Raw genomic sequence first — 25,942 nt, 5'->3', positions numbered from 1 at the left:
GGCTAGTGGAATGACATAAAAAATGCCCGCTCAATTGAGTGGGCATTTTGTTTTTGTAGTAAAGGAAACTATTTGCTGAAGTTCATCGCCATCGCAACAGCGATGTTGCGAGATGTCATCTCGACATTAAATGCCGCTTCTTTCAAAGCTGTTGGCAGGTCAGTCGCACCAAGTACTACGCTGTAAGCTGCATCGATACCGTGCTCATGCACCACCTCACAATCTTTTGCCGTGCTACCCGCTATCGCAATAACTGGAATATCGTATTGCTTAGCGGTGCGCGCCACACCAATTGGCGTTTTACCATGGATAGTTTGGCTATCAATTCGACCTTCACCAGTAATCACAAGGTCGGCATCTTTTACCACTTCGCTAAGGTTGACTGCATCCATTACGATCTGAATGCCTGGACGAAGCTCGGCATCGAATAGACCTAATAGTGCAGCACCTAGACCACCCGCAGCGCCAGCGCCAGCGGTATTCACTACGTCACGACCATTGGTCGATTTAATCACTTCTGCGTAGCGCGCAAGGTTACTGTCTAGAGTTTCAACCATCTCAGGCGTTGCCCCTTTTTGCGGGCCAAACACATGAGAGGCACCTTTCGGGCCGCATAGCGGGTTATCTACATCACACGCCACTTCTAGCTTGATGTCCGCTAGGCGAGGATCCAGCTCAGCAAGGTCGATACTCGCAAGCTTGCTTAGCTCACCGCCACCAAACCCCAGTGCATTGCCGTCGGCATCAAGCAGTTTTGCACCTAGAGCTTGCGCCATGCCAATACCGCCGTCATTGGTCGCACTACCACCGATGCCGACGATAATGTGTTTTACGCCACGATCCAGCGCTGCTTTTACTAATTCACCGGTACCAAAGGTGGTGGTTACCAGTGGGTTGCGTTTTTCTGGTTCTACCAAATGAAGACCGGATGCAGCCGCCATCTCAATGATGGCGGCTGAACCATCACCCATCAGACCGAAGAAGCCCTCAACGGTTTGCCCGAGCGGTCCTGTTACGTCACAACTAACAATAGAACCGCCAGTGGCATCAACAAGCGACTGCACTGTGCCTTCGCCGCCATCTGCCATCGGAAGTTTGATGTATTCGGCGTCGGTGAAGATTTTCTTAAATCCTGCCTCAATAGCGTCGGCAACTTCCATGGCCGTAAGACTTTCTTTGTATGAATCTGGAGCGATGATAATTTTCATAATTAAACCTTAAACAAATAGACCGAATACACCGAAGATCATTACCGAAACGAACGCGATCATTAGACCAACCGCAGACTCGTAAGGAATGAGTTTAAGACGCTCGCGAATATCCATATGCACGGCGCCACCTGTGGCGTGAAAGAAACTACCGTGTGGCATGTGATCCAATACAGTAGCACCTGAGTGAATCATGGCGGCACCCGCTAGAGCAGGAACGCCGAGTTCAAGAATGGTTGAGCTAAATACGCTGGATGCAACCGCAGTGCCTGCTGTGGTCGATGCCGTTGCCAATGCCATCATGGCACCAGAAATTGGCGCGAGAAGGTAAGAAGGCAAGCCAGACGCGGTTAGCACATCAATAAGACCGTCTTTAAGACCTGAGTTAGCGATGATGCCAGCAAGAGTACCTGTACCAAGAAGCATTACAGCTACTGGCGCCATGCGCGATAGGCCAGATACTGCAAAGTGGTTGGTATCGGCAAAGCGTCCCATCACGACAGCACCGATTAGGCCACCTAGTGGCAGTGCGATAAGCGGGTCAACGTTGATGCCAGCAATAGGGCGAAGCGCAAGTAGTGCGATAGCAACGAGAGGGGCAACAATGGCAGCGCCAAATGTAGGCAGCTTAGAGTGGTCAACCGCAACCACTTCGCTTTCTGCTACTTTAGAGCCTTTGTTTACCAGCTTTTTCGCGATGAAGTAGGCGAAGATCATGCCACACAGACCAGGGATAACACCCGCGGCCATTACCGAGGTAAGAGGAACGTTGAATGCGTCTGCAGCAGCGATCGCATTTGGGTTTGGCGACATCACGTTACCCGCTTTACCACCGCCGACCATCGCCAGCAAGATTGCAGTTTTAGAGATGTCAGCACGGCGTGCAATCGCCAGTGCTATTGGTGATACAGTAATAACCGCCACGTCAACGAATACGCCAACCGCAGTTAAAATCATAGTGGCAATCGCCAGGGCGAGAAGCGCGCGAGTTTCGCCTACTTTCTTGACAATGGTTTCAGCAATAGAAGTTGCAGCGCCGGATTCGATTAGCACGCCGGCCAAAACACCCGCTGCCAGAATACGTAGCACTGCAGTGACAATGCCTTGTGCACCACCGATCATTAGAGCAACAGTATCGGTGAGAGAAACGCCGCCGACAACACCACCGACAAGGGCGCCGATGATCATGCCGTAAGCAGGTGGAACTTTCTTAAGAATAAGGGCAATGGCAACAATCAGAGCTGCTAGTGCGCCTAAGGTAGAGACTTCAATCATGGTTTGTTTTCCGCAATTTTAATAATTTTTTCGTTGGGTCTAAAAGCCCTTATTGAGCGGAAGAGTAGCCATTTAGGGGGAGGTTTTCTTTATGCGAACTGACGAATTTATCACTGATGGTTATGGTTAATTTGTGCAGATGCACAAATTAACCATTTTGTTACAAACATTTTAACGCGAGGTAGAGTTGTACTTTTTCATCTAAGTTATTGATGTTTAAGTTGGTTAATTGCTCTATTTTGTCGAGTCGGTATCGCAAAGTGTTACGGTGTATATGGAGGGATTCACAAGTTTGAGCTAGATCGCAGTTTTGCTCAAAAAAAGTGCGCAACGTCTTCAACAGCGCGCCTTTGCTGTCCGCGGCAATCAGTTTTTCAATCGGAGTCTTTAGTTGATTGGCGCGCCATGGGTCGTGTTTGATGCTGCTTATTAGTACCGATAACTTGCGGTCTTGATAGAACAAAATAGGGCCATCTAGACTGTGGCTACTTTCGATCGTCGCTTTGGCGGTTTCATAGGATTTAGCAATACCGACCAGCTCTGGGAAGTAGTCACCTATCGCCATTTGAATTGAAAAATCACACTCTTGGTCGATACGTTTTAGCAGCTTTGCCACACGCTTCTCTTCTTCTTTGCGGCTCCACGAGTCATTGATAATCGTCACCGGCTTTAATACCACGATCTCATTCATTGATACCGAAGCGATCCCGACGATGTTATCGCGCTCCGGATACTCCAATAGATGCACCAGCTTTTGTAGGTGTTCAAGCGTTACTGGCTCTCCTGGTCGTGGGATCACTTTGATCACAGTAGCAACACGAGGCTGAGCAAGGTCGAGATCAAGCCTTTGCGCGATAGAGAGCAATTGGCCTTCGTTTAAACTCGAGCCTTCTATTAGTTGTAAAAGCAGCTCTTCGCGATGTCGTTTATTCCATTGCACCTGCGACATTAAGGCCGCCTGTTCTACGATAAGCTCTGCGGTCATTTTGACCAGCTCACCATAACTGCGTACCTCTTCCGGTGTACCAGAGATACCCACAACTCCAATCACGTTCTCGTCGTAGATAATAGGTAGATTGATGCCTTTTTTAACCCCTGAAAGGGTAGAGGCAACGGAGTCATTGATCTCTAAGGTGCGGTTATCGCGGATCGCTAGTAGCGCGCCTTCGTGGATCTGATGCAGCCTCGAAGGATCACTTGAGCCAATGATGACACCATTTTCATCCATCACGTTAATAGAGTAATCGATGATCTTTTTCGCACGATCGACAATTTGTTTAGCAATGAGAGAGTTAAGCTGCATACGTTGAACATGTTATCGGAAGATGCTTTTGAGTATACCCGATTGTCTTGCAAACTAAGGTATACTCACCGCGAGATTACCAAGAGAAACAGTGATGGAATTCGAGTTTATTAAAAACAGCTTTACTGGGGAGTACCTAGTGAGATGTGAAATGGGCCAAGAAGTGATAGCCCGATTACTACAAGAAGAGATCAGTACCAGTGACCACACCATCACGGAAATAACAGCTTTGCTCACTAAAGCTGCCCAGTTTTCGGGCAATGAGTTTAAGTGGCAAGGTAAAGAGATCTCATTAAGTGTGGTGGACTCGGAGGTTCATGTTTACGAAAATTCCTTAGCTTTTGATAGCTTAATGGAGATGGATGAAGAGTTTTCTGTCTACGAGAGCGAGAGCCATAGCGAGTGTGGACTGGAAGATTTTTGTTCAGTTTTGGAGCAATGGGAGCGCTTTATTCATAACAGGTGCTGATCGTTTGCCCCAAATTTGCACACTCCTAGTGCTAATAACATTAAACGCATTATTTTTGTGAATACCTTGCACCAACTAAGTGCAAGGTATTTTCATTTGTGCAACATGAAAATATCAATCCTTTGTTTTTCAATGAGTTAAAAAGTTGGCACGTACCTTGATTACTAGAATACGTAACAGGGATAAAAGGCGAAGGGGATGCCATGAAACTTATTAACGCAATCATTAAACCATTCAAACTCGATGATGTAAGAGAAGCACTTGCAGATGTTGGTATTGAGGGAATGACCGTTTCTGAGGTCAAAGGATTTGGCCGTCAGAAAGGACACACAGAATTATATCGTGGTGCGGAGTATCAAGTGGACTTTCTACCGAAAGTAAAACTTGAGATTGCGACGCACGCAGACAACGTAGACCGAGTTATTGAAGCGATCACTAACGCTGCTCAAACCGGCAAGATTGGCGACGGAAAAATATTTGTGTACGACCTAGCCCAAGCAGTACGTATTCGTACGGGCGAAATGGACGCTGAAGCACTTTAAGGGATTGGAGAACTTATTATGGAATTAGCAACGACTGTGAGCGAACTGCGTTACGCGCTGGACACTTTTTACTTTCTTATTTCAGGCGCATTAGTAATGTGGATGGCGGCAGGTTTCGCCATGTTAGAGGCGGGTTTAGTCCGCTCAAAGAACACAACAGAAATCTTAACCAAAAACTTCTGTCTTTACGCGATTGCGTGTACTTGTTACCTCATCGTGGGCTATCACATTATGTATGTTGATAACGGTGAAGGCGGTTGGCTACCATCATTTGGTGCGCTAATTGGCACTCAAGGTGAAGGCGCAGACCACTCTCTAGAGTCGGACTTCTTCTTCCAGGTAGTATTCGTAGCTACAGCAATGTCAGTTGTTTCTGGTGCGGTTGCTGAGCGTATGAAGCTTTGGTCTTTCCTAATCTTCTCTGTAGTGCTAACAGCGTTCATCTACCCAATGGAAGGTTACTGGACATGGGGCGGCGGTTTCCTATCAGAAGCTGGCTTCAGTGATTTTGCAGGCTCAGGTATCGTTCACATGGCCGGTGCGTCAGCAGCTCTAGCAGGTGTTCTACTACTGGGTGCTCGTAAAGGTAAATACGGTAAAAACGGTGAAATCCACCCAATCCCAGGTTCGAACATGCCGCTAGCAACACTTGGTACGTTCATCCTATGGCTAGGTTGGTTCGGTTTCAACGGCGGTTCTCAGCTAATGGTTTCTGACTTCGAGAACGCAACAGCGGTTGGTCAAATCTTCCTAAATACCAACGCAGCAGCAGCAGCGGGTGCAATCGCAGCAATGCTAGTGTGTAAGACAACTTGGGGCAAAGCTGACCTAACGATGATTCTTAACGGTGCACTAGCTGGTCTGGTAGCAATCACAGCAGACCCACTGTCTCCATCACCAGTTTACTCTGTAGCAATCGGTGCAGTAGGTGGCGCGCTAGTGGTATTCAGCATCATCGGTCTGGACAAGCTTAAGATTGACGATCCAGTGGGTGCTATCTCAGTTCACGGTGTGTGTGGTTTCTTCGGCCTAATGGTTGTTCCACTAAGCAACGGTGATGCAACGTTCGGTGCACAGCTTTTAGGTGCGGCAGTTATCTTCGGTTGGGTATTCGCAGCGAGCCTAGCGGTATGGGCGGTACTGAAAGCAACCATCGGTATCCGTGTAACGGAAGAAGAAGAGCTAGAAGGTATGGACATGCATGACTGTGGTGTAGGTGCTTACCCAGAGTTTGTTAGCATGAAGTAACGTTTAGTTACACTTTTATTAAAAACCTGCCATATTTGGCAGGTTTTTTTATATCAGATCATTGTTTTCCAAATCATTATGAATATAATAACGCAACTGATAAACGTTCTCATTATGAATTAAAGGAACTAAACAATGAAAAAACTGCTAACTCTTTCTGCAATCGCAGCAAGCTTTGCCGCTCCAGCGATGGCTGCGGAAGAAGTCAACGTTTACTCTTACCGTCAACCTTTCCTTGTTGAACCAATGTTCAATGAATTCACTAAAGAGACGGGCATCAAGGTAAACGTTAAGTTTGCTAAGAAAGGCTTGGCAGAGAAGCTTGCGCAAGAAGGCGAATACAGCCCTGCTGACGTTGTGCTAACAACGGACATCAGCCGCCTTGCAGAGCTGACTGATAAGGACGTTGTTCAAGCGGTAGATAGCGACGTGATTAACGCGAACGTTCCTGCTCAGTACCGTGATAAAGAGAATGAGTGGTTTGCACTGACTCTGCGTACTCGTAACGTTTACTCATCACGTGACCGTGTTGGTAAGCTAGGTGCAGAGTTCAACTATGCAGACCTTGCTAACCCAGAATACAAAGGCAAAATCTGTACTCGTAGCGGTAAGCACCCTTACAATGTATCTTTGGTTTCATCTATGATTGCTCACCATGGTGAAGCAGAAACGAAAGAGTGGCTAGAAGGCGTAAAAGCGAACCTAGCTCGTAAGCCACAAGGCAACGACCGCGCTCAAGTTAAAGCGATCAAAGAAGGCCTTTGTGATGTTTCTCTAGGTAACAGCTACTACCTAGGCAAAATGGTTAATGATAAAGAGCAAAAAGCGTGGGCTGATGCGGTTTACATCAACTTCCCTAATCAAGAAACCACTGGCACACACGTTAACGTGAGTGGCATGGCAATGGCGAAATATTCGCCAAACAAAGAAAATGCACTGAAGCTAATGGAGTTTCTAACAGGCGAAAAATCTCAGCAAATGTACGCAGAAGTGAACTACGAGTACCCAGTGAAAGAAGGCGTTAAGCGCTCTGAGCTTGTGGAATCTTGGGGTGACTTCAAAGCAGATACTATCTCGCTAGACGACATTGCTGGTTACCACAGCACAGCGATCAAATTGTTAGATGAAGTTAAGTTCGACCTATAATCGAAAAAAGGGGGTATAATGCCCCCTTATTCAATCTGGTTTATGACTTCTCGACTTCGCGTCGCCTGATGTATGTTTAGGCAATGAAAGAAAAAAATGTTGTTTGGAAAACCAGTAGTGGAGTGCTTACTCTGCTACTGGTTTTGCCTATTTTAGCGATCTTCTATACCGCACTTGGTGAATCAAGTGATCTTTTCGCACACCTGATGTCGACGGTGATGCCCACCTATATCCTCAATACCATCAAATTGGTGGTTGGCGTTCTACTGCTTTCGCTTATTTTTGGTGTGCCAAGTGCTTGGCTGATGGCTATGTGCCGCCTGCCGACGGAGCGAGTATTGCAATGGGCGCTGGTGCTGCCTTTGGCGATGCCGGGCTATATTATTGGTTATATCTTCACCGATTGGTTTGATTTTGCCGGCCCTATTCAAGTGTGGTTGCGTGATGTGTTTGCCTGGCAAGCGGGCGATTACTGGTTCCCGGATATTCGCACGGTTGGTGGCGCCACGGTTGTGTTGTCTTTAGTGCTTTATCCTTACGTCTATCTGCTGTGCCGCGCGGCATTTATGGAGCAAAATGTCTCTTTGCTGCAATCGGCAAGGCTGCTTAAGTGCTCGCCGTTGGAAAGCTTTTGGCGTATCTCATTGCCACTCGCTCGCCCATCAATTGCAGTGGGTTTGTCGCTGGTGGCGATGGAAACCATTGGTGACTTTGGTACGGTAAGCTACTTTGCAGTCAGTACCTTAACCACGGCGGTTTACGACACTTGGCTTGGCTATTCCAACTTGAGTGCGGCAGCCAAAATTTCCGCCGTGATGATGGTAGTGATTGTACTCCTGCTAGGTGCAGAGCGTTACAGTCGCCGCAAGCAGAAACTGTTTCAAAGTCAGTACAATAGCCATGAAGATTTTCGTTATGAGTTACGTGGCTGGAAGAAGTGGGCGGCATTAACTTGGTGTTGGGGATTGGTATCGGCAGCGTTTATCTTCCCGCTTGGTCAGTTAGTGATTTATGCCTACAAGTACTTTGAGCAAAGTTGGACAGAAGAGTTCCAGACTTATGCCATCAACAGTTTGCAGGTCTCTATCATTGCCGCCATCATCGGTGTGATCGTCGCTTTGGTGGTTAACTTCTATCGCCGCCTAGATCCAAGTCGCAAGGGTGTTGTTTTCATGCGAGCCTCGTCTCTGGGTTATGCCGTACCAGGAACGGTTTTAGCGATTGGTGTGATGGTGACCGTTCTGTTTATGGATCATTCGGTAAATGATTTTGCTAAAGCAATGGACTGGCAGCGTCCTGGCCTGATCTTCTCTGGCTCGATGTTTGCGCTGATTTTTGCCATGGTGGTGCGTTTTTCTGCGGTAGCGATTGGCAGTATTGAAACTAGTCTCAGCAAGGTTTCCCCTTCGCTTGATATGGCCTCGCGCACAATGGGTTGTAAGAAGAACCAGATGTTGGTTCGCGTGCATTTGCCGCTCATTAAACGTGGCGTTTTGATTGCAGGCCTTTTGGTGTTTATAGAGTCGATGAAAGAGCTCAATGCTGCACTGTTACTGCGTCCATTCAACTTTGAAACCTTGGCCACCTACGTATTTAACTTTGCCTCAGATGAGCATCTGGAGCTTGCTGCGATGCCAGCCGTCTTGTTGGTACTAGTTGGCTTACTGCCGCTCATTATTGTAAACCGTTCATTGGAGCAAAATCACTGATGACCACTGCACTGTCGATTGAAAATTTATCTTGTCAGTATGACGATCAAACGATCCTTGAGAACTTGTCTCTAGAGGTTAATCAAGGTGAAATTGTTTGTTTGCTAGGCGCCAGTGGCTGCGGTAAGACGACTTTACTGAAAGCCATCGCCGGTCTATTGCCGCTCTCAGCAGGTAAGATGACGCTGGGTGAGCGTGAGATTGATAATGGTGAAACTTGGATGCCGCCAGAGCAGCGCAACATTGGCATGATCTTTCAAGACTACGCGCTGTTTCCTCACCTAACGGTGGCGCAGAACGTGGCATTTGGACTTAAGGGCATTTCGAAGTCAGAGCAAGATACAATCGTGAAGGAAATGCTGTCACTTGTGCATTTAGAACAGTTCATTGACCGTTATCCTCATCAGTTATCGGGTGGTCAGCAGCAGCGAGTAGCGATCGCGCGCAGTTTGGCCTACAAACCGGATCTATTGCTACTGGATGAACCATTCTCCAACATCGATACCCAAGTGCGCCACGAGCTGATCCGCGAGATCCGAAAAATCTTCAAAAAGCAGGGTGTGACTGCCATTTTCGTGACTCATAGCCGCGAAGAAGCGTTCGCGTTTGCCGACAAAATGGCAGTGATGAACCAAGGTGTGATTGAGCAATATGGCTCGGCATCGGAGCTCTATTTCTGCCCATCAAGTAAGTTCGTTGCGGACTTCTTAGGAGGTGGCAGCTACTTGCAAGCCAAGCATGTCAATGACACAACCTTCGAGACGGCTATCGGCCAAGTTGAAGCCCAGTCCTGTGCCTTGATTGAACACGGTGCTGATTGCCAACTCTTGGTGCGTCCACAGCACATTCAATTGACCCAATCAGATAAAAGCACTATTACGGTTATTGAGCAGCAGTTTATGGGTGATCATTGCCGCTATGTGGTGGATATTGAAGGCACCCGCGTACTGGCGACCTCATTACAAGCACTTGATGTTGGCCAAAGTGTCGCGGTGAGTGTTGATGCCCAAGGCATCGTTGCTTTTGCTTAATGCGTGCTGTGGAAACTAGAGCTCGATACGCTGACCATTATTCAGATAGGTGGTGCAGGCCACACGAAGCAGAGAGGTGAAGTTACCGATTTCGCCTCGCTTTTCGACCACTTCTCGATAAATCCTCGATAGAAACTCCGCCACCGATATCTCGGCGTCTTCCGCAATCTCTTCAATGATCTTCCAAAATACGGCTTCCAGTCGAATGCTGGTGACGACTCCGTCAATGCGCACGCTACGCGACTTCAATTCAAACAAGTTAGTCTCAGCACCAGAGTAGATTTCACACATTTGTGAGGGCTCCAATGAACAGTGGGTTTGAATAGCATAGCGGCTACTTCGTGATTGTCTGTTGTGCTTTAGTCTTAGGTTAGCAGTTTGTTGAATTGAGCTAACCAAGCCGGATGCGCAGGCCATGCTGGCGCGGTGACAAACTGGCCGTCGGTAACAGCGTCGGTGACCTCAATATCAGCGTAGCTGGCACCAGCGAGTTTCACCTCTGGGGCACAGGCTGGATAGGCTGAGATAGTGCGCCCTTCAATGACGTTGGCGGCTGCAAGTAGCTGTGCGCCATGGCAAATTGCGGCAATCGGTTTTTGCGTTGCTGCGAACGCTTGTACTAACTCGATCACCTCTGAGTTCAGTCTTAAGTATTCTGGTGCACGTCCGCCAGGGATAAGTAGGGCATCAAAGTCAGTGGCATCAATGCTGCTGAAGTCTGCATTGAGGGTAAATAGGTGCCCCGGCTTTTCGGTGTAGGTTTGGTCGCCTTCAAAATCATGTATCGCGGTTTTGATGGTTTCGCCTGCTTTCTTTTCAGGGCAGACCACCGAGACTTGGTGTCCCAGCATGAGTAGCGCTTGGAAGGGCACCATGAGTTCATAATCTTCCACAAAGTCGCCTGCAATAATAAGTACCTTAGCCATCGTGTTCTCTCCTTGTTGCTTGTCATGGTTGGGAAGTGAATCGCCGAATTCTGACGTTAACAAATTTTTTACAATGTTTGGTAGTAGTGGATTACTACAAAAAAGCCCGGAGACAGTCGTTCCGGGCAAAGATGTTCTCCACCTATAGGGAGCTTTTTGCTAATGGGCGGTCAAGAAGGTGAGTCGAGACCGCTTAGGGCAAAAAGAAAAGGAAACAGTGACTACAAAGACAAAAAGTCTTTCATCTGTTGAAGAACATATTCTGCTTGTTCCTTGTCTTCCATTTCACAGAAGATGCGTAGCAGTGGCTCGGTTCCAGAGAAGCGAGCAATCACCCAGCCGCCATTATTAAAGTACACTTTCGCGCCATCAGCGTAGCTAACCTTATCAATATCGTACTCAAACTCAGGGAGCAGTTTTTCGATGTAGAGTTTGTGGTACAGGCTGTCTTTTTGTGATGGTTTAAAGGTGCAATCGCCTTCGGCGGTATAGGCGTAGCCATACTTGCCGTAGATCTCTGATAGCAGTTCCGAGAGCGTCTTCTGAGTAACACTGAGCATTTCGACCAACAGGCTAGAGGCAAATACGCCGTCCTTACCTTTGATGTGGCCGCGAATGGTTAAACCACCTGAGCTCTCTCCGCCAATCAGTGAGTCGTCGGCTTCCATTTGGCTACTGATGTGCTTAAAGCCTACGGGAACCTCAAAGCTCTTTTCACCGTAGTCGGCTGCAACTTTATCCAGTAGGTGCGTGGTAGCGATATTGCGAACCACCGAGCCTTTCCAGCCTTTGTACTCAAGTAGGTAGTAGTAGAGCAGTAGTAAGACTTCATTAGGGTGAATGAAATTACCTTGCTCATCAATGATGCCAAGACGGTCAGCATCGCCATCGGTACCAATACCGATATCGTAGCCCTCTGCCGCCACTAGATGCTTAAGACGATATAGGGTTGCCGCACTTGGTGAAGGCATTAAGCCACCAAAGTCTGGGTTTTTGCCATCGTTGATGACGTCCACATCACAGCGTCCGTTGATAAGTACCGTTTGCAGTGCGTTTTTCGCCACCCCAAACATCGGGTCGATGAGCACTTTAAGATTGGCTTGTTTGATAGCATCGATATCGATAAGGTCGATGATCGAATCAACAAACTCGTTCATTGGGTTAATAACGGTGATAGCGCCGCGCTCGACGCACAGCTCGAAATCGCCAGAAATGACTTCTTGATGAGTCAGGGTAGCTATTTGTGCTTCGATTTTCTCGGTGATCACCTCATCAGCGTCACGACCACCTTCAATAAACACCTTGATGCCGTTGTAATCTGCCGGGTTATGAGACGCGGTGATGCACGCAGAATACGCACAGCCCATGCTTTTCGCCTTGTACATAACAATCGGGGTAGGTACGAACTTATCGATAAAGCTCACTGGGATACTGTTGGCAGCCAATACTTCTGCAAACCAACATCCCGCTTTGTCGGATAAAAAACGGCGGTCATAGCCAATCACGAACCCGCGATCGGCAACATTTTCAGCTTTAATAATGTTGGCGAGCGCCTGAGCGACGAGCTTCACGTTGTCCTTAGTGAACTCTTCGCCAATAAAGGCGCGCCAGCCGCCTGTTCCAAATTTGATCATCTCTCTCTCCTAAGAGGTTATCTGCTCATGCAGTGTGACCAATGATGAGCTCACACAAGAGCTCATCATTGCCGAGCGAATTAGCCCAATACCACATGAACTTGGTTCACGCTGCCTTCCGCTTGCGGTGGAATAGCACCCTCAATCGCTTCGCCGTTTAGGGTGATAGATTTCACGCCTTTGCTGACGTTGTTTGGGTTGTCGACTTTGATTTGATACGTCGCACCGCGCCATTGGCGAGTCACTTCAAATCCCGGCCACTCTGTTGGAATACATGGGTCAACCACGAGGCCATCAAAGCTCAGTCTTACACCTAGGATATAGTTGGTCGCGGCGAAGTAAGCCCAGCCAGAGGTACCCGTTAGCCAAGGGTGGTTAGCACGGCCATGGTCTTGGTGGTCACGACCCATGATGAACTGCACGTAAGAGTATGGTTCTGTAATGCGCGTTTCGATCATGTCGTTTTGGTTATACGGGTTGAGCGCGTCATAGTACTTCATCGCTTGATCGCCGCGCCCCAGTTTCGCTTCAGCGACCCATGCCCATGGGTTTGGATGCGAGAAGATCGCGCCGTTTTCTTTTACGCCCTGATAAACACGAGTGACAAAGCCGATATCATCGTTTGGTGTCGCGAATGATGGCGCATTAAGGTGTAGGCCGTAGTCTGAGTAGAGGTACTCATCAACCGCATCCATGGCTTTCTTGCCGCGCTCATCGCTCACTGCGCCAGACACCACCGCCCAGGTGTTGGACTCAAGGTGAACCTTACCTTCGGTTTGTTTACTGGTACCGACCTTGTCGCCGTTTTTGGTGATACCGCGGATATACCAGCCACCGTCTTCATCCCAAAGATGCGTTTCACAGGCGTCTTGAACTTTTTGCGCCATTTGTTGGTAGTAGGCGACATCATCAAGCTCACCACGGTTGCGTGCGAGGTCAACAAAGTCTTGCAGTGCCCAGAAATGTAGAAAAGCCACCATGGATGACTCACCACCGCCTAGGTTTAGACAGTCATTCCAGTCCGCGCGCAGACCTTTGGCGATACCTGTGGCACCCACGTGCTCATCGGTAAAGTTAAGTGCCGCTTTCATGTGCTCGTAAACGGTCGCATTGCCGCCGTCAGCGTAAGGGATCACCTCATCAAAGAAGTCTGTTTCGCCTGTTTCCATCACGTAGCGACAAATCGTTGGTACTAACCATAAATGGTCATCGGAACAGGTATCGGCAATGCCGTGGATCTTATCTTCATCACTTGGGGTTGGAACCACCGTTGGTGATTTTGATGGTTCAACATCGGCTTTTTCAGGATCGAACCAATCTGGATCGAATAGGTGCAAACCATAACCCGCTTTCACCTGACCACGCAGTAGATCAACGATGCGTTTACGTGTCATTTCCGGTGCTGAGTGAGGGACAGCCATCGCATCTTGCGCGGTATCGCGATAACCCAAACCAGTACGACCGCCGACCTCAATGAAAGATGCAAAGCGTGACCAAACTACACAGGTTTCCGCTTGGTACAGCGTCCATGTGTTAAGCATGGCGTCCAGACCCTCGTTAGGCGACGTCACTTGGAACTTAGCACAGCGCTCATCCCAGTGTGCTTTAATCGCATCAAAGGCTGCATCGACTTCAGACAAGTCTTGGTACTTGGCACGCAGACGCTCGCCGTTGCCTTTACCAATACCCAGTACGTATGCGAAACGCACTTCTTCACCTGGGGCAATAGTAAATTGCTTATGCAAAGAGCCACAATGGTTGTAACAGGTTTGGGTATGGTTCGAACATTGACCTTTTTCGACGGCAATCGGGTTTGATTCATCGCGGTACAAGCCAAGGAAGTTATCACGCTGACCATCGTAGCTGTCCGGAGTGAACGTAGACGCTAGGTAGTAGTAACCTTCAAAGTCATTGGTGTTGTAGAACAGGTCGTACTCAATCACGCCATCTTGATAGCTGGTACCCGCAGAATAGAGTGACATCTGATGGTTTTGGTTGTCTGAGGCAATGTGGCTAAACGAGAACTCGACAAATGAGAACGCGCTGATAGTGCGCGGTTTGTCGCCTGTGTTGCGGATCACTACATCCCATACTTCCGCATCTTCACCTTTTGGCACGAATAGGGTTTTGGTGGCTTCGATGTCGGAGTATTGGCATTTGAACTTAGAGTAAGACAGGCCGTGACGCACTTCGTAATCGGCTTCATCTAGGCTTTTTGCCACAGGCTGCCAAGAGATTGACCAGTAGTCGCCCGTCTCATCATCACGTAGATACACATAGTGCCCAGGACGATCAAACGTCGCGTTAGGACGGAATTTGGTGACGCGATTGTATTCTGGGGAGTTGTAGAACGAGTAACCGCCCGCGTTGTGCGAGATGACGGTACAGAATTTTTCTGTCCCTAGGTAGTTAGTCCAAGGAGCAGGGGCATCGGGACGAGTGATAACATATTCTCGGTTCTCGTTATCGAAGTAGCCGTATTGCATGATGATATCCTTATTGGGGAAATTAAAACCGGTTGTTTTGTTGTTGGCGCTGCGTTTGATATTGCGCGCCTTGTATTCCTTGCCCTGTCGGCCAAGGGTGCTTGTATTTCACGTGCTGCCTGTCGAGTAAACTAAGATGGCGTTTAAGCCGCGACAGAAAGGCGCGATAATCTTTGTGGTTACTGGTGCTCCACGCAGTTTCTGCTAATGCAGTAAGGCGTGGGAACATCATATAGTCGAGTGTGTCAGGTGAGGTGATCCTCTCTGTCCAGACAGCCGCTTGCATACCCAAAATGCGTTTCTTTACGGGATCATCTGGATGCAGCTGAGCCAGCGGCTCATAGTGATAGGCTTTCTCTAGGGTAATGGCGTTCGCGCTATGCACGCCGAGTTCGGTGGTGTTGTTGTCTTGCGCCATGTCGAGATAGGTGCTTTGACCTGGCTGTAGAATGACGTCGTAGCCGAGCTTGGCGGAGTTAATCGCCGCTTCTTCGCTTAGCCAAGAGTAAACAATGGTGTCTTTACTGACTTTGTTGACTAGGTTGCCTTCTTCCCAACCCAGCATGCGCTTGCCGAGTGATTTCAGTTTATCTTCAACATGACGCAGTAAATGGCCTTGGAGATCTTTTGGATTGTGATAACCATGCTCTGCCATCAATGTATGGCAGCTTGGACTGTCACTCCATACTCCAACCGGAACTTGGTCGGCGCCAATATGAATGAAAGGTGAAGGAAACAGAGCCGCCACTTCTTCAAATACAGTATCAAGAAACTGATAGGTGCCTGGTAAGCCGGGAGAAAGTACGTTATCGCAGTAGTTCTGGGCACTGCGATAGCTAGAGCTGTCTTCTTTGTCGACAAGCAGATGTGGCAACGATTTGATCGCGGCACGGCTGTGACCCGGGACGTCAATTTCAGGTATGACTTGGATGTTGCGCGCTGCGGCGTACTCAATAATCTCAGCCACCTCTTGCTGGGTATAGTAACCACCATAGTCGCGCTGGATACTGTGCAGTTGAGGCTCTAAAGCGCGCTCAGCACCGCGCCACGCACCCACTTCAGTCAGTTCAGGAAAGGCGTGGATCTCAAGGCGCCATGCTTCATCGTCAGTCAGGTGCCAATGAAAGGTGTTGATCTTGTAGTGAGCAAGGAGGTTCAAAAGACGCTTGATTTCGCTTATTGGCTGAAAGCTGCGTGCACTGTCGAGCATGACGCCGCGATAGCGAAAACGCGGAGCATCGTGAATTTGAACGTGAGGGACATACAAGGTGTGACGGTCTTTATCAAAGTCCATCAATTGCATCAGCGTTGCGCAGCCATACACAAACCCGGCGTTGCCATTGGATTCAATTTCAATTCCGGTGTGATCAACACGCAGTTTGTAGGCTTCATTGTCTAGCACTGGTGAGTGTCGAAAACGAATATCTTGCTGACCGATGGACTTGGTCGTGATCGAGAACAAACGATCGATCTCATCCTTAAGCCAATTGGCGACCGATTGCATCGCTTGATCTTCGACGCAGATCTGGCTGTAACGCGTTAGCTCATACACGCTGTCGCCAAGTTCGATGGATTGTGGCTCTGGGATCAGACCGTGTCTGCCTTCAAAGACATCGCCAATTGGATTAGATTTGTCTTCTCCTGAACCAAGTACAATAGGGGATGTGGTCACCGGATACTGGGTTAAGCTATCAGTATTGAGGTAGGCCTCTCGAATGCCATCATTGAGTGATTTTAAAGGTGCTGTGGCAATACAAAATTCAACGTATACATGGTTGTTAGCGTATAGAGGCGTCCCTTCAATGTTGAGGCTACAGAAGGTGCCGACCTGCGTAAGGTTGCCTTGAGATAAGCTGTCTGGCGTAATAAAACGCTCGAAAACAAAATGCAGCTGCCAATTGGTATGGCTTTTCTCAGACAAGTTATGCAAGGTTAAGCCAAAGCGGCAGCCTTTTGGCAAGCGTTCTACAATGGCTAAATCGACACGAAAATCCATATCCGCCCCTTACTAGTACAGGTTGTGTTTCTCAGTGCCTGCCATCATCAAGGCACCATCCATCGCATCTCCTTGTGGAGCGACGATCCAGCGCTGTGCGGCAGGCGATAACCAATCGAAGATGCGTTCAGCGATGCTGCCCATCAGGCAGATCTTGTCAGCACCGCGCTGGTTTAGCGCGCAAAGGAACATTTCAATATCGTCTGCAGTCTGTTGCAGCAGCGATTTGGCTAAGTTGTCGTTGAGGTAGGCGTATTCAAAAATTGCCGGTGAAAACTGCCCGTAATCGCGCGGTAGTGCGCTCTTAGACCACTCAACAATTGCATCAATATCGTGGTTGAAATGGGTCATAACAATCTCAGCGAGAGGGGAAGGCGGCTTGATGCCATCTTGAATGAGTAGCACTTGCTGAATCAGTCTTAGTCCCATTACTGCGCCGCCGCCCTGGTCGGAAATTGGGAATTCTCGGCCACCAACGACATGCTGCGTATTACCTTGAATGTAAAGGCCAACAGAGCCGGTGCCAGCAATCATAATTGCGCCATCTTCGCCTTGGTGGGCACCTAAACAAGCGCCATAGCCATCAGTATTGAGCGTCACACTGGCAAACGGGTGTGCGGTATTCATAAAGGCGTGGTAACTGGCTTTGTGTTCGGCACCGGCAAGCGCAAGGCCAACGTCCATTTGTGAAAACGATGACGCGTCTAAGCCGCCTTGCGTTGCTGCTTGCTCGATGGAATCGATGATAGATTGCATCGCCAGTTCTGCGCCTAGCATGATGTTGGCACTGCCGCTTTTGGCTTCGCCAACGAGTTGGTTATTGTCATCGATAATTCGAGCGCGGCAGGAGGTTCCCCCACCGTCGATACCTACTTTATACCGAGCCATGATGATTCCCTTTATTTTTTATAGTGTTGTTGCCACAGCGCTAGAGCCAGCAGAAGCCAGCCTGCGTGAGGGATCCATTGCTCTCCCCAGCGCCAGTTCTGTAGCATGTCGTCTTTGTGTTTTTCGGGTTTGAAGGCGATATCGGATTCATCTTCAAATCCAGATGTGATGCCATTACACACCCCCCCTAAGGCGTTAAAAAAGCCAATCTCAGGTAGGTAATCTGGATTGTTATGACCATGCCCATCGAGCATGCACATGTCGTATGGGTTAGCGCCGAGGACCCAGTTGATACAGTCATTGGCGTAGTGTTCGAGCTGAGCTTTAAGCTCATCATTAACAAGATGTGGCTGAGCTAGTAGCGCCATGGAGGCAAGGGAAGCGATGCGAGCATTTTCACCTTGCCACCAGTAACCAGATTCGTTGTTGTGCGGGACGAAAAATGCATTGTGTTTGTCTCCGTCTACCGCTTTTACATACTGTCTTGGATAACCAAATGGGTTGTAAACATCATCAGTGATGGACACTTCAAACTGGCAGGCTTGAGTCAGCAGTGATTGAACTTGCAATGCACGCTGGCGATCTGGCTCGATGGCGAGATATTCGGTCAGTGCTATCACGGGTAGCCCCGCCTCGGCGGCGTGGAAATAAGGGCGGCTACCATCTGAGTTCGCTGACCAGTAGAAGCTGTGCTGCTGGTCACTTTGAGCGCGTTGATTTAGTGCCTCTACCCAGTCGCGAACTTCGCTCAAGTATTGCTGCTCGCCGCTGGCTTGGAATAGGGCGATGCTGGCCATGAGTGCGCAGTATTCGTCGATAATGTTAGCTGTTTGGTCGTTCAAATAACGGTTGTTGTGCTCTTTGAGGTGCCAGTAGCCTTTTTTTGCTGCTTCCAAATAATCGTGTGATTGTTCGCGAGTCAGGCTCGCGACCTGACTGGTTTTCGCGAGCGCTGCGATGCTCATGCCGCCGCCTTGACGAAAGCCTGCCTCATAGTCATTTCTCTTATGACCAAGCTGTGTTTCGTAGGCACAGATTTCTCGCTGCGCGGTATCTTTGCTCCACTTATCAAATACCGTCATGTAGAAGAAACCACTAGGGTGCTGCATGCGTTTAAGGAACTCTGCGCCATGCAACGCTTCTTCAAGTAGTCGTGAGGTGACGAAATTAGGTTCTGCTTCTTTGCCTACCAAGTCGTGGGCTTTGAGCATATTCCAAACCACCATAGGAATTTGCTGGGGGTTTAGGTAGTTGGCATAGGACAGGTGACTTAAGTACTTGCTCACATCACCAGACGCGTCATACCAGCCGCCGTGCACATCAACGCGTTGTGAGCTCCCCACAATGGGAGCGCTCTTGTCTGCGATATCAAATTCACCGCCACAGCGCTGCGATTTGAAGTAGTGAATAATGTCGGAGAAACTGCGGTTGTGGAGCGAGGTGTCGCCCACTTCAAACGTCTGTGATTTGATGTTTTGGTAACGTAAATAGTAGCGGCCTTGCTCTGTCCACTGACTAAAGTCGATGGTGAAGAAAACACCCATGTGCCAATTATCCACTTTGGAACCACCGATAGGATTAAGCTCAAGCACAATCTCATCACTTTGCGCATCGATTAAGAATGCGCTTGCGACTTCGTGTTGAGCGAGTGATGCCATCAAAATGGCACGCTTCTCGCTGTTCGCATGGTAGCCAATGTGGTTGGTCAGCAGCTGCATGTTTTCTTCCATTACTTCTCTCTCGGTATGGATGGGCTCCCAAAACGGGAGCCAAAAAGTTTAGTTTTCGTATAAATAACAACGGACAAAGTGGTTGTCAGACAGTTTAGTGACACCAGGCAGTGCTTCACGACATTTGCTGGTAGCGTGTGTACAGCGACCTGAGAATGGGCAGCCGACAGATTCTGGCGTCCAAAGCGGGATCTCACCTTTGTTACCAGCCAGTTTTTCATGAATAGACTTCGCTGGATCAGGTACAGCTGAAACCAAAAGCTGGGTATACGGGTGTTGTGGGTTAGCAATGACCTCATCGGTATCGCCCCATTCCACCATATGGCCGACGTACATCACTGAAATGTCTTCTGCTATGTAGCGTGCGGTTGCAATGTCGTGGGTGATGTAGAGCAGCGACATTTGCTTCTCAAACTTCATCTCTTCCATCAGATTGAGAACACCGGCACGAATCGATACGTCGAGCATCGATGTTGGCTCATCTGCTAGCACGACTTCCGCACCTACAGCGATGTTGCGGGCTAGGTTAACGCGCTGTCTCTGACCGCCAGAGAGTTGGTGCGGGTATTTCGCTGCGGTCTCTTTTGGCGGGATCAAGCCCACTTGTTCTAAAAGACTGTATACACGCTCTTCGAGTTCTTTTTTGTTGCCTTTGCTGACCTTGTTGTGGATCAGCAGCGGACGCGCGATGTGGTGGAAAATGGTATGGGTTGGGTTTAGCGAGCCAAACGGGTCTTGCCATACCATTTGTACGCCTTCGCGGTATTGCATCAGATCGCGGTTTGATTTGATCTCTTGAATGTCACGGCCGCGATATTTGATTTCGCCGCCGCTTGGGGCATACATCTTAGCGATCATCTTAGCGGTCGTTGATTTACCCGAGCCCGACTCACCAACCACGGCAAGGCCGCGGCTCTTGTACATTTTGAACGAGACATCGTTAATGGCTCGCATCATAGGTTGAGATAGGGCATTACTGTTGATAGGGAAGTCCTTAACAACATTGTTGCCTTCTATCAGTAGTTCACCAAAGTTGCTCATAATGGTTCTCCAGAAATCCTTGTTAGTACTTACTTATTTCGCTGGTGGTCGTTATGACAACTCTTGCGCAACGGCAATAGGTTCACCGTACAAGTGGCAGTTAGAAAAACGGTTGTGCTCGATTTGACGCAGCTTAGTGGGTACTCGCGTACACGCTTCGTGGACACGTTCGCAGCGAGCTTGGAATCGGCACCCTTGTGGTATTTCCAGAAGGTTCAGTGGGTTGCCTGGAATACCCGTCAGCTTGGTTTTTGGGCCCGTCAAAGGTGGGAATGAGCTACCCAGACCTTTGGTGTAAGGGTGGTATGGTGACTCAAGGATCTGTTTTGACGGTGCCACTTCGATAAGCTCACCGGAATACATGATGCCAATGCGATCGGAGAACTCGACCATCAAAGAGATGTCGTGGGTTATGAACAAGATAGAGAAACCAAACTCTTCTTTCAGTGCGTAGATCTTTTGTAAGATCTCGCGCTGCACGACCACGTCGAGTGCTGTGGTTGGCTCATCCATGATGATCATCTTTGGATTCAGCGCTAAAGCAATCGCGATAACCAATCTCTGGCGCATACCACCAGAGAATTGGTGTGGGTAGTCGTTCAAACGACTTGGGTGAATATCGACGATTTCTAACAGACCTTGTGCGCGCTTTACTGCTTGCTGACGAGTTAAGTTAGTGTGACGCATAATCACATCGCAGAATTGCTCTTCCATGGTGAGTACTGGGTTTAGTGCGTTCATCGCACTTTGGAACACCATCGACATTTCACTCCAGCGGAACGACTGCATGCGTTCGTCACTGTATTGAAGAATGTCTTCACCATTGAACAGTACCTGACCACCGCTGATGTATGCAGGTGGCTTATGCAAGCGCATCAATGAGAAAGCAACGGTGGATTTACCACAGCCCGACTCACCAGCTAGGCCAAATACTTCGCCCTTGCCGATATCAAAGCTGACGTTGTTACAGGCACGGACATCGCCGGCATCAGTAATATAGTCAACACAAAGGTTACGGATTGAAATTAGTGGGTCTGACATGATTAACGATCTCCGCTCCATAGTGCATTTTGTGGCGCGACTTCAACCTCGCGTTCTTTTTTGTCTTGTGCTTGGATTTTCTTCCAGCGCTTCATGCCTTTGTGTGAACGAAGCTGAGGGTTAGCGATTTCGTCGACGGCAAAGTTAAGCAGTGCTAGGCCCGTTACCAAGAAGGTCAGTGCCAAACACGGTGCGATGACTTCCCACCAAGCGCCAATAAGCATTGCTGATGAGGTTTGCACGTTGTAGAGCATGATGCCCCAGCTGATCGTGTTTGGATCGCCCATACCTAGGAATGAGATGGTCGCTTCCATCAAGATGGCGTACATCACCGAACCGATGAAGCTCGCACCAACGATAGAGATAAGGTTTGGTAGTAGCTCTACAAAGATGATGCGAAGACGTGACTCACCCAGTACTTCTGCGGCTTTTACAAACTCTTTTTCACGTAGAGAAAGGGTTTGTGCACGGATAACCCTCGCGCCCCAGGCCCACGACATACAGCCAATCACCAGTGCGATGGTCAGTGGCCCTGCTTCACCAATGAAGGCTGCCACAACGAAGAGGAGTGGGAATGGCGGAATGACCAACATGATGTTCATCGCTGCGGTAAGTACTTCATCCACTCGGCCGCCAAAGTAACCCGCAGAGATGCCGATAACCGTTGCTAGAAAACACACCGTAAGACCTGCACCAAAGCCAACCATTAATGAAACACGTGCGCCATAAGCGACTTGTGACCAAACATCACGACCCATACGGGTTGTGCCCAGTGTGTGATCGGCTTTTTTCGACATCAGTAGAGTGCGGCGATCATCGGCGAGATTGGTGGCAACCCAACCGTCAGGGTTAGACTGAGCCATTTTCACGATGACACTTGGGTACTCATGAGAGTTACCAGTACGTTTATCTGGGGCATGTTTGGTAATCAGCGGTGCTGCAACCGCCACAAAGACGAACAAACCAATGATTGAGAGTCCAAGTCTGGCCGTTCCATTGCGCCATACTAGCTGTAAGAAACCTTTCATGGTTATTTGCCTCCCTTACGTAGACGAGGATCAAGCACGACATAAAGCATGTCTGCCGCTAAGTTAAAGAAGAGCATAAACAGAGTCATAATGAGTAGCTGCCCCTGAAGTACTTGGTAATCACGTGCGTGAATTGCGTTGAGTAGTACTGAGCCAAGGCCTGGGTAGTTAAAGATGATTTCGATAATCAATTGACCACCGATAGCCACACCAAGAGACATCGAAAGCGCCGTGACACTTGGCAGTAGTGCGTTACGAGCGGCGTAGTTAAAGACCACGCGGTTTTCGCTCAGGCCTTTGCCTTTGGCCATGGTGATGTAGTCTTCGTTGAGCAGGTTAATCATGTTGTTACGCATGTTTACTAAGAAGCCGCCGATTTGAATCACGGTTGCACAGATAAGCGGTAGTACTGCGTGATACAGCACATCTTTGATGAACTCCCAACTTGTCCAGTCAGGGAGCTGGCCGGCAGTGTAAGCGTAGCCTGTAGGGAACCACTTAAGGCCAATCGCGAAGATGAACATGGCCATCATTGCGATAACGACTTGTGGCATTGCTTGAATAATCAGCATGCCAGGAGTGATGAACGTATCGAACTTAGAACCACGTTTCCAAGCGGCGAAGATGCCAAGTACCGAACCAATAGAGAAAGAAAGGATAACCGCGGTACCAGCCAAGAATAGTGACCAGCCAAATGCACTGCCTAGTAGGCTGTTTACTGATAGCGGGAAGTACTTAATAGAAGTACCGAGCTCCCAGCTCAGAATGTTCTTCATGTAGTGAAGATATTGAACGAAATAGTTACCATCGACAAAACCAAGCAGCTCTTTCATTGCTGCAATACGCTCTGGGGTAACCTGTACTGTTGCGTTCGCGAACATCATCGTGACCGGGTCGCCCGGCATTGCACGAGGAATAATAAAGTTGATGGTGGCTGCAACAAGAAGTGCCACCAAATAAAAGGACAAACGTCTTAAAAAATAACCCATAACTCACACCTTAATTACCCAGCTTTTTCCTTGTGGCTGGTAGCCTCATCTCAAAATTTGAAACGAGTAACCCCCTGACGACGAGCGCCACGTATCTATAAATCACGTTTGGGGGAGGAAAGCGGTACGGACGTACCGCTTTTAGTTTGTGTTTACTTACTTAACTGGTTTTAGGTCCAGTACGTGAAGTAGACGCTCTGGGATACCTGCCCAGATGTTTGGACGACCCTTAGGATTTTGCTCGTTCCACCAGCCCGCAAAGCGAGTTGTGTTGTACTGGTACATGTAAGCACCAGACATGACAGGAATTGTTACCTGATCTTGAGCGATAATCTTCTGGATGCCATGAGCGATTTCTAGCTGCTCACCTTTATCTGCTGTTTTGTAGAAGCTGTTTAGAAGCTTGTCTAGCTCTGCATTTTGGTAGAAGTGCATTGCGAAACGTGGCATCCCATCACCCGCTTGAAGCGCAGAGTTATAACCTGTGTTCCAGTACTTGTGTGGATCTGAACCGTGGAAGTAGTTGGTGTACGCTACGTCGTAGTTAGCCTCTAGCATTGCTTGGTTGTACACAGAGAAGTCTGGTGTACGTGCTTTTGCTTTGATGCCAGCTTCAGCAAGCTGTTCTACCGCAAGTTGAACTGTGTTGTTAAAGTCAGTCCAGCCGTTTGGTGATTGAACTAGAAGCTCGAATGACTTACCAGATGGAGTGTCAACAAAGCCGTCACCATCTACATCTTTAAAGCCCGCTTTAGCAAGCAGTTTCTTAGCACCTTCAACGTCGTACGTGTTAAAGCCTTTGTACTTGTTGTGCGTTGTTTCGTCAGACCAAGTCGCAAATGCGTAACCTAGGCCTGATGCGAAATCATTCACTGTACCACCGCCGTAGAATGCGATGTCGATGATAGTTTGACGATCAAGAGCCATAGAGAATGCACGGCGGAAATCAACGTTGCTTAGTGCTTCCGCTTTTACTGGATCTTTGTGCTTAAAGTTCACTAGGAACGCTTGAGTACCTGATGGTGGGTACCAGTACTGGTGGTTAGGTGATGCTGCAGCGTAAGTGCGGTCAATGTCTGGAATGAATGACGACGTCCAGTCCATTTCAGAGTTAACGACTTTACCTAGGAACTGGTCGTTGTTCGCGATTTGTGGAACGCGCAGACAGTCAACTTCTAGGTTATCGTTATCCCAGTAGTTCGGGTTACGACATTGAACGTATAGCTGAGGAGTGAACGTGTCGATTACTGTGAATGGGCCAGAGCCAACTGGGTTCTCATTTAGGAACGTTGTTGGTTCTTTCACGTCTTTCCAAATGTGCTCAGGAACAACAGGTACCTTAACGATTTCATATGGAACGTTAGAGTTAGCTTCTGTCGCGTAGAACTTCACTTGGTAGTCGTTGATTTTCTCAACTTTAGATACCCAAGAGTTGATACCGCTTTGGTCAAGCGCTGAGTTCTCTTGAACAAGCTTGAAGGAGAAAATCACATCGTCCGCATCGAACGTTTCACCGTCAGACCATTTCACGCCTTTGCGGATATCAAAGGTCACTGACATTAGGTCATCAGCGATAGTGAAGTTTTCTGCTAAACGGAATACTGGCTCATTGCCATGCATTTCGTTAAAAACAACAAGCGGCTCGTATAGGAAGTCGGTTGTTGTGTGCAAGTAGGTCGTACCCAAGAATGGGTTGAAGTTACGTACAAAGGTATTGAACTCTTTAGGGTGGATAGTCAGTTCGCTGCGTTCTGCGGCTGTCGCTACAGAGCTAAAACCTGTAACTGCGGTTGCAATAATTGCTGTCGCTAGTGCTGTTTTTTTAATATGCGCAAGCATAGCTATTCCTTACTATTTGCTTTTGTTTCACAGAGAGACCAGTTGCTTCCCTCTCACATGGTTGCTAAAGCCTACCTCTTCAATCATTCCTAAAGAGTGGCCTGTAGGCCTTAGGCGTTACTAAGAAAACACCTTAAAGCACAATTTATCAATTACGCTCTCCGTTAAAAACGTCAAAATAATAACGAGCACTGTCAAAAACGTTAAAAACAGTGGCTTTTGACGGGTTTTTAATCAACTTAGGACGGTGACCTACGTCACTTGCTGAGCTTAAATTATGATTGTGTGTAAGTGCTTACTATCAATATGATAATTTTCTATTCATGGTTTCGGAGTTCTAGCGACAAATGTTGACAAGGATCACTTGCCAGTTTGACTCGTTAATTTACTTTGAAAACTAGGATGGTCGATTT

21 protein-coding genes are annotated in these 25,942 nt (G+C 48.4%); 6 read left to right on the top strand and 15 right to left on the bottom strand.

Annotated features, from left to right (window positions below; all coding sequences use genetic code 11):
• Positions 1-68: 68 nt before the first annotated feature.
• The 3 genes from L4C42_RS06985 to L4C42_RS06975 form a co-directional block, all read right to left on the bottom strand.
• Positions 69-1,208 carry a glycerate kinase gene (locus L4C42_RS06985; protein WP_353497130.1) on the bottom strand — a complete coding sequence of 380 codons (1,140 nt, stop codon included), beginning with the start codon at positions 1,206-1,208 and terminating at the stop codon, positions 69-71.
• A 9-nt stretch (positions 1,209-1,217) separates the two neighbouring features.
• A complete protein-coding gene (locus tag L4C42_RS06980) occupies positions 1,218-2,483 on the bottom strand; it encodes a GntP family permease (RefSeq protein ID WP_353497129.1) in 1,266 nt (421 codons plus the stop codon).
• A 160-nt stretch (positions 2,484-2,643) separates the two neighbouring features.
• On the bottom strand, positions 2,644-3,786 hold the full coding sequence (locus tag L4C42_RS06975) for a sugar diacid recognition domain-containing protein (RefSeq protein ID WP_353497128.1): 1,143 nt from the start codon (positions 3,784-3,786) through the stop codon (positions 2,644-2,646).
• A gap of 94 nt (positions 3,787-3,880) precedes the next feature.
• Between L4C42_RS06975 and L4C42_RS06970 the strand changes: the two genes are divergently transcribed.
• The 6 genes from L4C42_RS06970 to L4C42_RS06945 all read left to right on the top strand — a co-directional run bounded on the left by L4C42_RS06970 (position 3,881) and on the right by L4C42_RS06945 (position 9,931).
• Complete coding sequence (locus L4C42_RS06970; protein ID WP_353497127.1) at positions 3,881-4,255, top strand: YacL family protein; 375 nt, start codon at positions 3,881-3,883, stop codon at positions 4,253-4,255.
• 203 nt (positions 4,256-4,458) lie between these two features.
• Positions 4,459-4,797: a P-II family nitrogen regulator gene (locus L4C42_RS06965; protein WP_038229080.1), complete on the top strand. Its 339-nt coding sequence runs from the start codon at positions 4,459-4,461 to the stop codon at positions 4,795-4,797.
• An 18-nt stretch (positions 4,798-4,815) separates the two neighbouring features.
• Positions 4,816-6,045, top strand: a complete 1,230-nt coding sequence (locus L4C42_RS06960; RefSeq protein WP_353497126.1) for an ammonium transporter — start codon at positions 4,816-4,818, stop codon at positions 6,043-6,045.
• A 135-nt stretch (positions 6,046-6,180) separates the two neighbouring features.
• Positions 6,181-7,191, top strand: coding sequence for a Fe(3+) ABC transporter substrate-binding protein (locus L4C42_RS06955; RefSeq protein WP_353497125.1), 1,011 nt, complete (start codon positions 6,181-6,183; stop codon positions 7,189-7,191).
• 83 nt (positions 7,192-7,274) lie between these two features.
• Positions 7,275-8,900 carry an ABC transporter permease gene (locus L4C42_RS06950; RefSeq protein ID WP_353497124.1) on the top strand — a complete coding sequence of 542 codons (1,626 nt, stop codon included), beginning with the start codon at positions 7,275-7,277 and terminating at the stop codon, positions 8,898-8,900.
• A complete protein-coding gene (locus L4C42_RS06945) occupies positions 8,900-9,931 on the top strand; it encodes an ABC transporter ATP-binding protein (protein WP_353497123.1) in 1,032 nt (343 codons plus the stop codon). The genes L4C42_RS06950 and L4C42_RS06945 overlap by 1 nt, the downstream gene beginning before the upstream one ends.
• 15 nt (positions 9,932-9,946) lie before the next feature.
• Here the strand turns inward: L4C42_RS06945 and L4C42_RS06940 are convergent, their stop codons facing one another.
• From L4C42_RS06940 to L4C42_RS06885, 12 genes are all read right to left on the bottom strand, one after another.
• Entirely contained in the window at positions 9,947-10,222 is a 276-nt protein-coding gene (locus L4C42_RS06940) for a ribbon-helix-helix domain-containing protein (protein ID WP_042496304.1), read from the bottom strand.
• 74 nt (positions 10,223-10,296) lie between these two features.
• Entirely contained in the window at positions 10,297-10,857 is a 561-nt protein-coding gene (locus L4C42_RS06935; RefSeq protein ID WP_353497122.1) for a DJ-1/PfpI family protein, read from the bottom strand.
• Between the two features lie 221 nt (positions 10,858-11,078).
• A complete protein-coding gene (locus L4C42_RS06930) occupies positions 11,079-12,491 on the bottom strand; it encodes a phosphoglucomutase/phosphomannomutase family protein (RefSeq protein WP_353497121.1) in 1,413 nt (470 codons plus the stop codon).
• Between the two features lie 80 nt (positions 12,492-12,571).
• Positions 12,572-14,977 (bottom strand): glycoside hydrolase family 94 protein, encoded by a 2,406-nt coding sequence (locus L4C42_RS06925; RefSeq protein ID WP_353497120.1) that lies wholly within the window; start codon positions 14,975-14,977, stop codon positions 12,572-12,574.
• Positions 14,978-14,999: 22 nt separating this feature from the next.
• Complete coding sequence (locus L4C42_RS06920) at positions 15,000-16,973, bottom strand: beta-N-acetylhexosaminidase (protein ID WP_353497119.1); 1,974 nt, start codon at positions 16,971-16,973, stop codon at positions 15,000-15,002.
• Between the two features lie 12 nt (positions 16,974-16,985).
• The gene (locus L4C42_RS06915; RefSeq protein WP_429759889.1) at positions 16,986-17,861 is read right to left on the bottom strand and encodes a glucosamine kinase nucleotide-binding domain-containing protein; all 876 of its coding nucleotides are present in this window, start codon (positions 17,859-17,861) and stop codon (positions 16,986-16,988) included.
• An 11-nt stretch (positions 17,862-17,872) separates the two neighbouring features.
• A complete protein-coding gene (locus tag L4C42_RS06910) occupies positions 17,873-19,579 on the bottom strand; it encodes a glycoside hydrolase family 9 protein (RefSeq protein ID WP_353498732.1) in 1,707 nt (568 codons plus the stop codon).
• A gap of 60 nt (positions 19,580-19,639) precedes the next feature.
• Entirely contained in the window at positions 19,640-20,632 is a 993-nt protein-coding gene (locus L4C42_RS06905; protein ID WP_353497117.1) for an ABC transporter ATP-binding protein, read from the bottom strand.
• Positions 20,633-20,683: 51 nt separating this feature from the next.
• Positions 20,684-21,673, bottom strand: a complete 990-nt coding sequence (locus L4C42_RS06900; protein WP_353497116.1) for an ABC transporter ATP-binding protein — start codon at positions 21,671-21,673, stop codon at positions 20,684-20,686.
• 2 nt (positions 21,674-21,675) lie between these two features.
• Positions 21,676-22,701: an ABC transporter permease gene (locus L4C42_RS06895; RefSeq protein WP_353497115.1), complete on the bottom strand. Its 1,026-nt coding sequence runs from the start codon at positions 22,699-22,701 to the stop codon at positions 21,676-21,678.
• Between the two features lie 2 nt (positions 22,702-22,703).
• Complete coding sequence (locus tag L4C42_RS06890; protein ID WP_353497114.1) at positions 22,704-23,690, bottom strand: ABC transporter permease; 987 nt, start codon at positions 23,688-23,690, stop codon at positions 22,704-22,706.
• A gap of 156 nt (positions 23,691-23,846) precedes the next feature.
• The gene (locus L4C42_RS06885; protein ID WP_353497113.1) at positions 23,847-25,529 is read right to left on the bottom strand and encodes an ABC transporter substrate-binding protein; all 1,683 of its coding nucleotides are present in this window, start codon (positions 25,527-25,529) and stop codon (positions 23,847-23,849) included.
• Between the last annotated feature and the right edge of the window lie 413 nt (positions 25,530-25,942).

The organism is Vibrio wakamikoensis (genome assembly GCF_050337275.1).
Lineage (GTDB): Bacteria > Pseudomonadota > Gammaproteobacteria > Enterobacterales > Vibrionaceae > Vibrio > Vibrio chaetopteri.
This window is presented reverse-complemented; position numbering and strand designations above follow the sequence as displayed.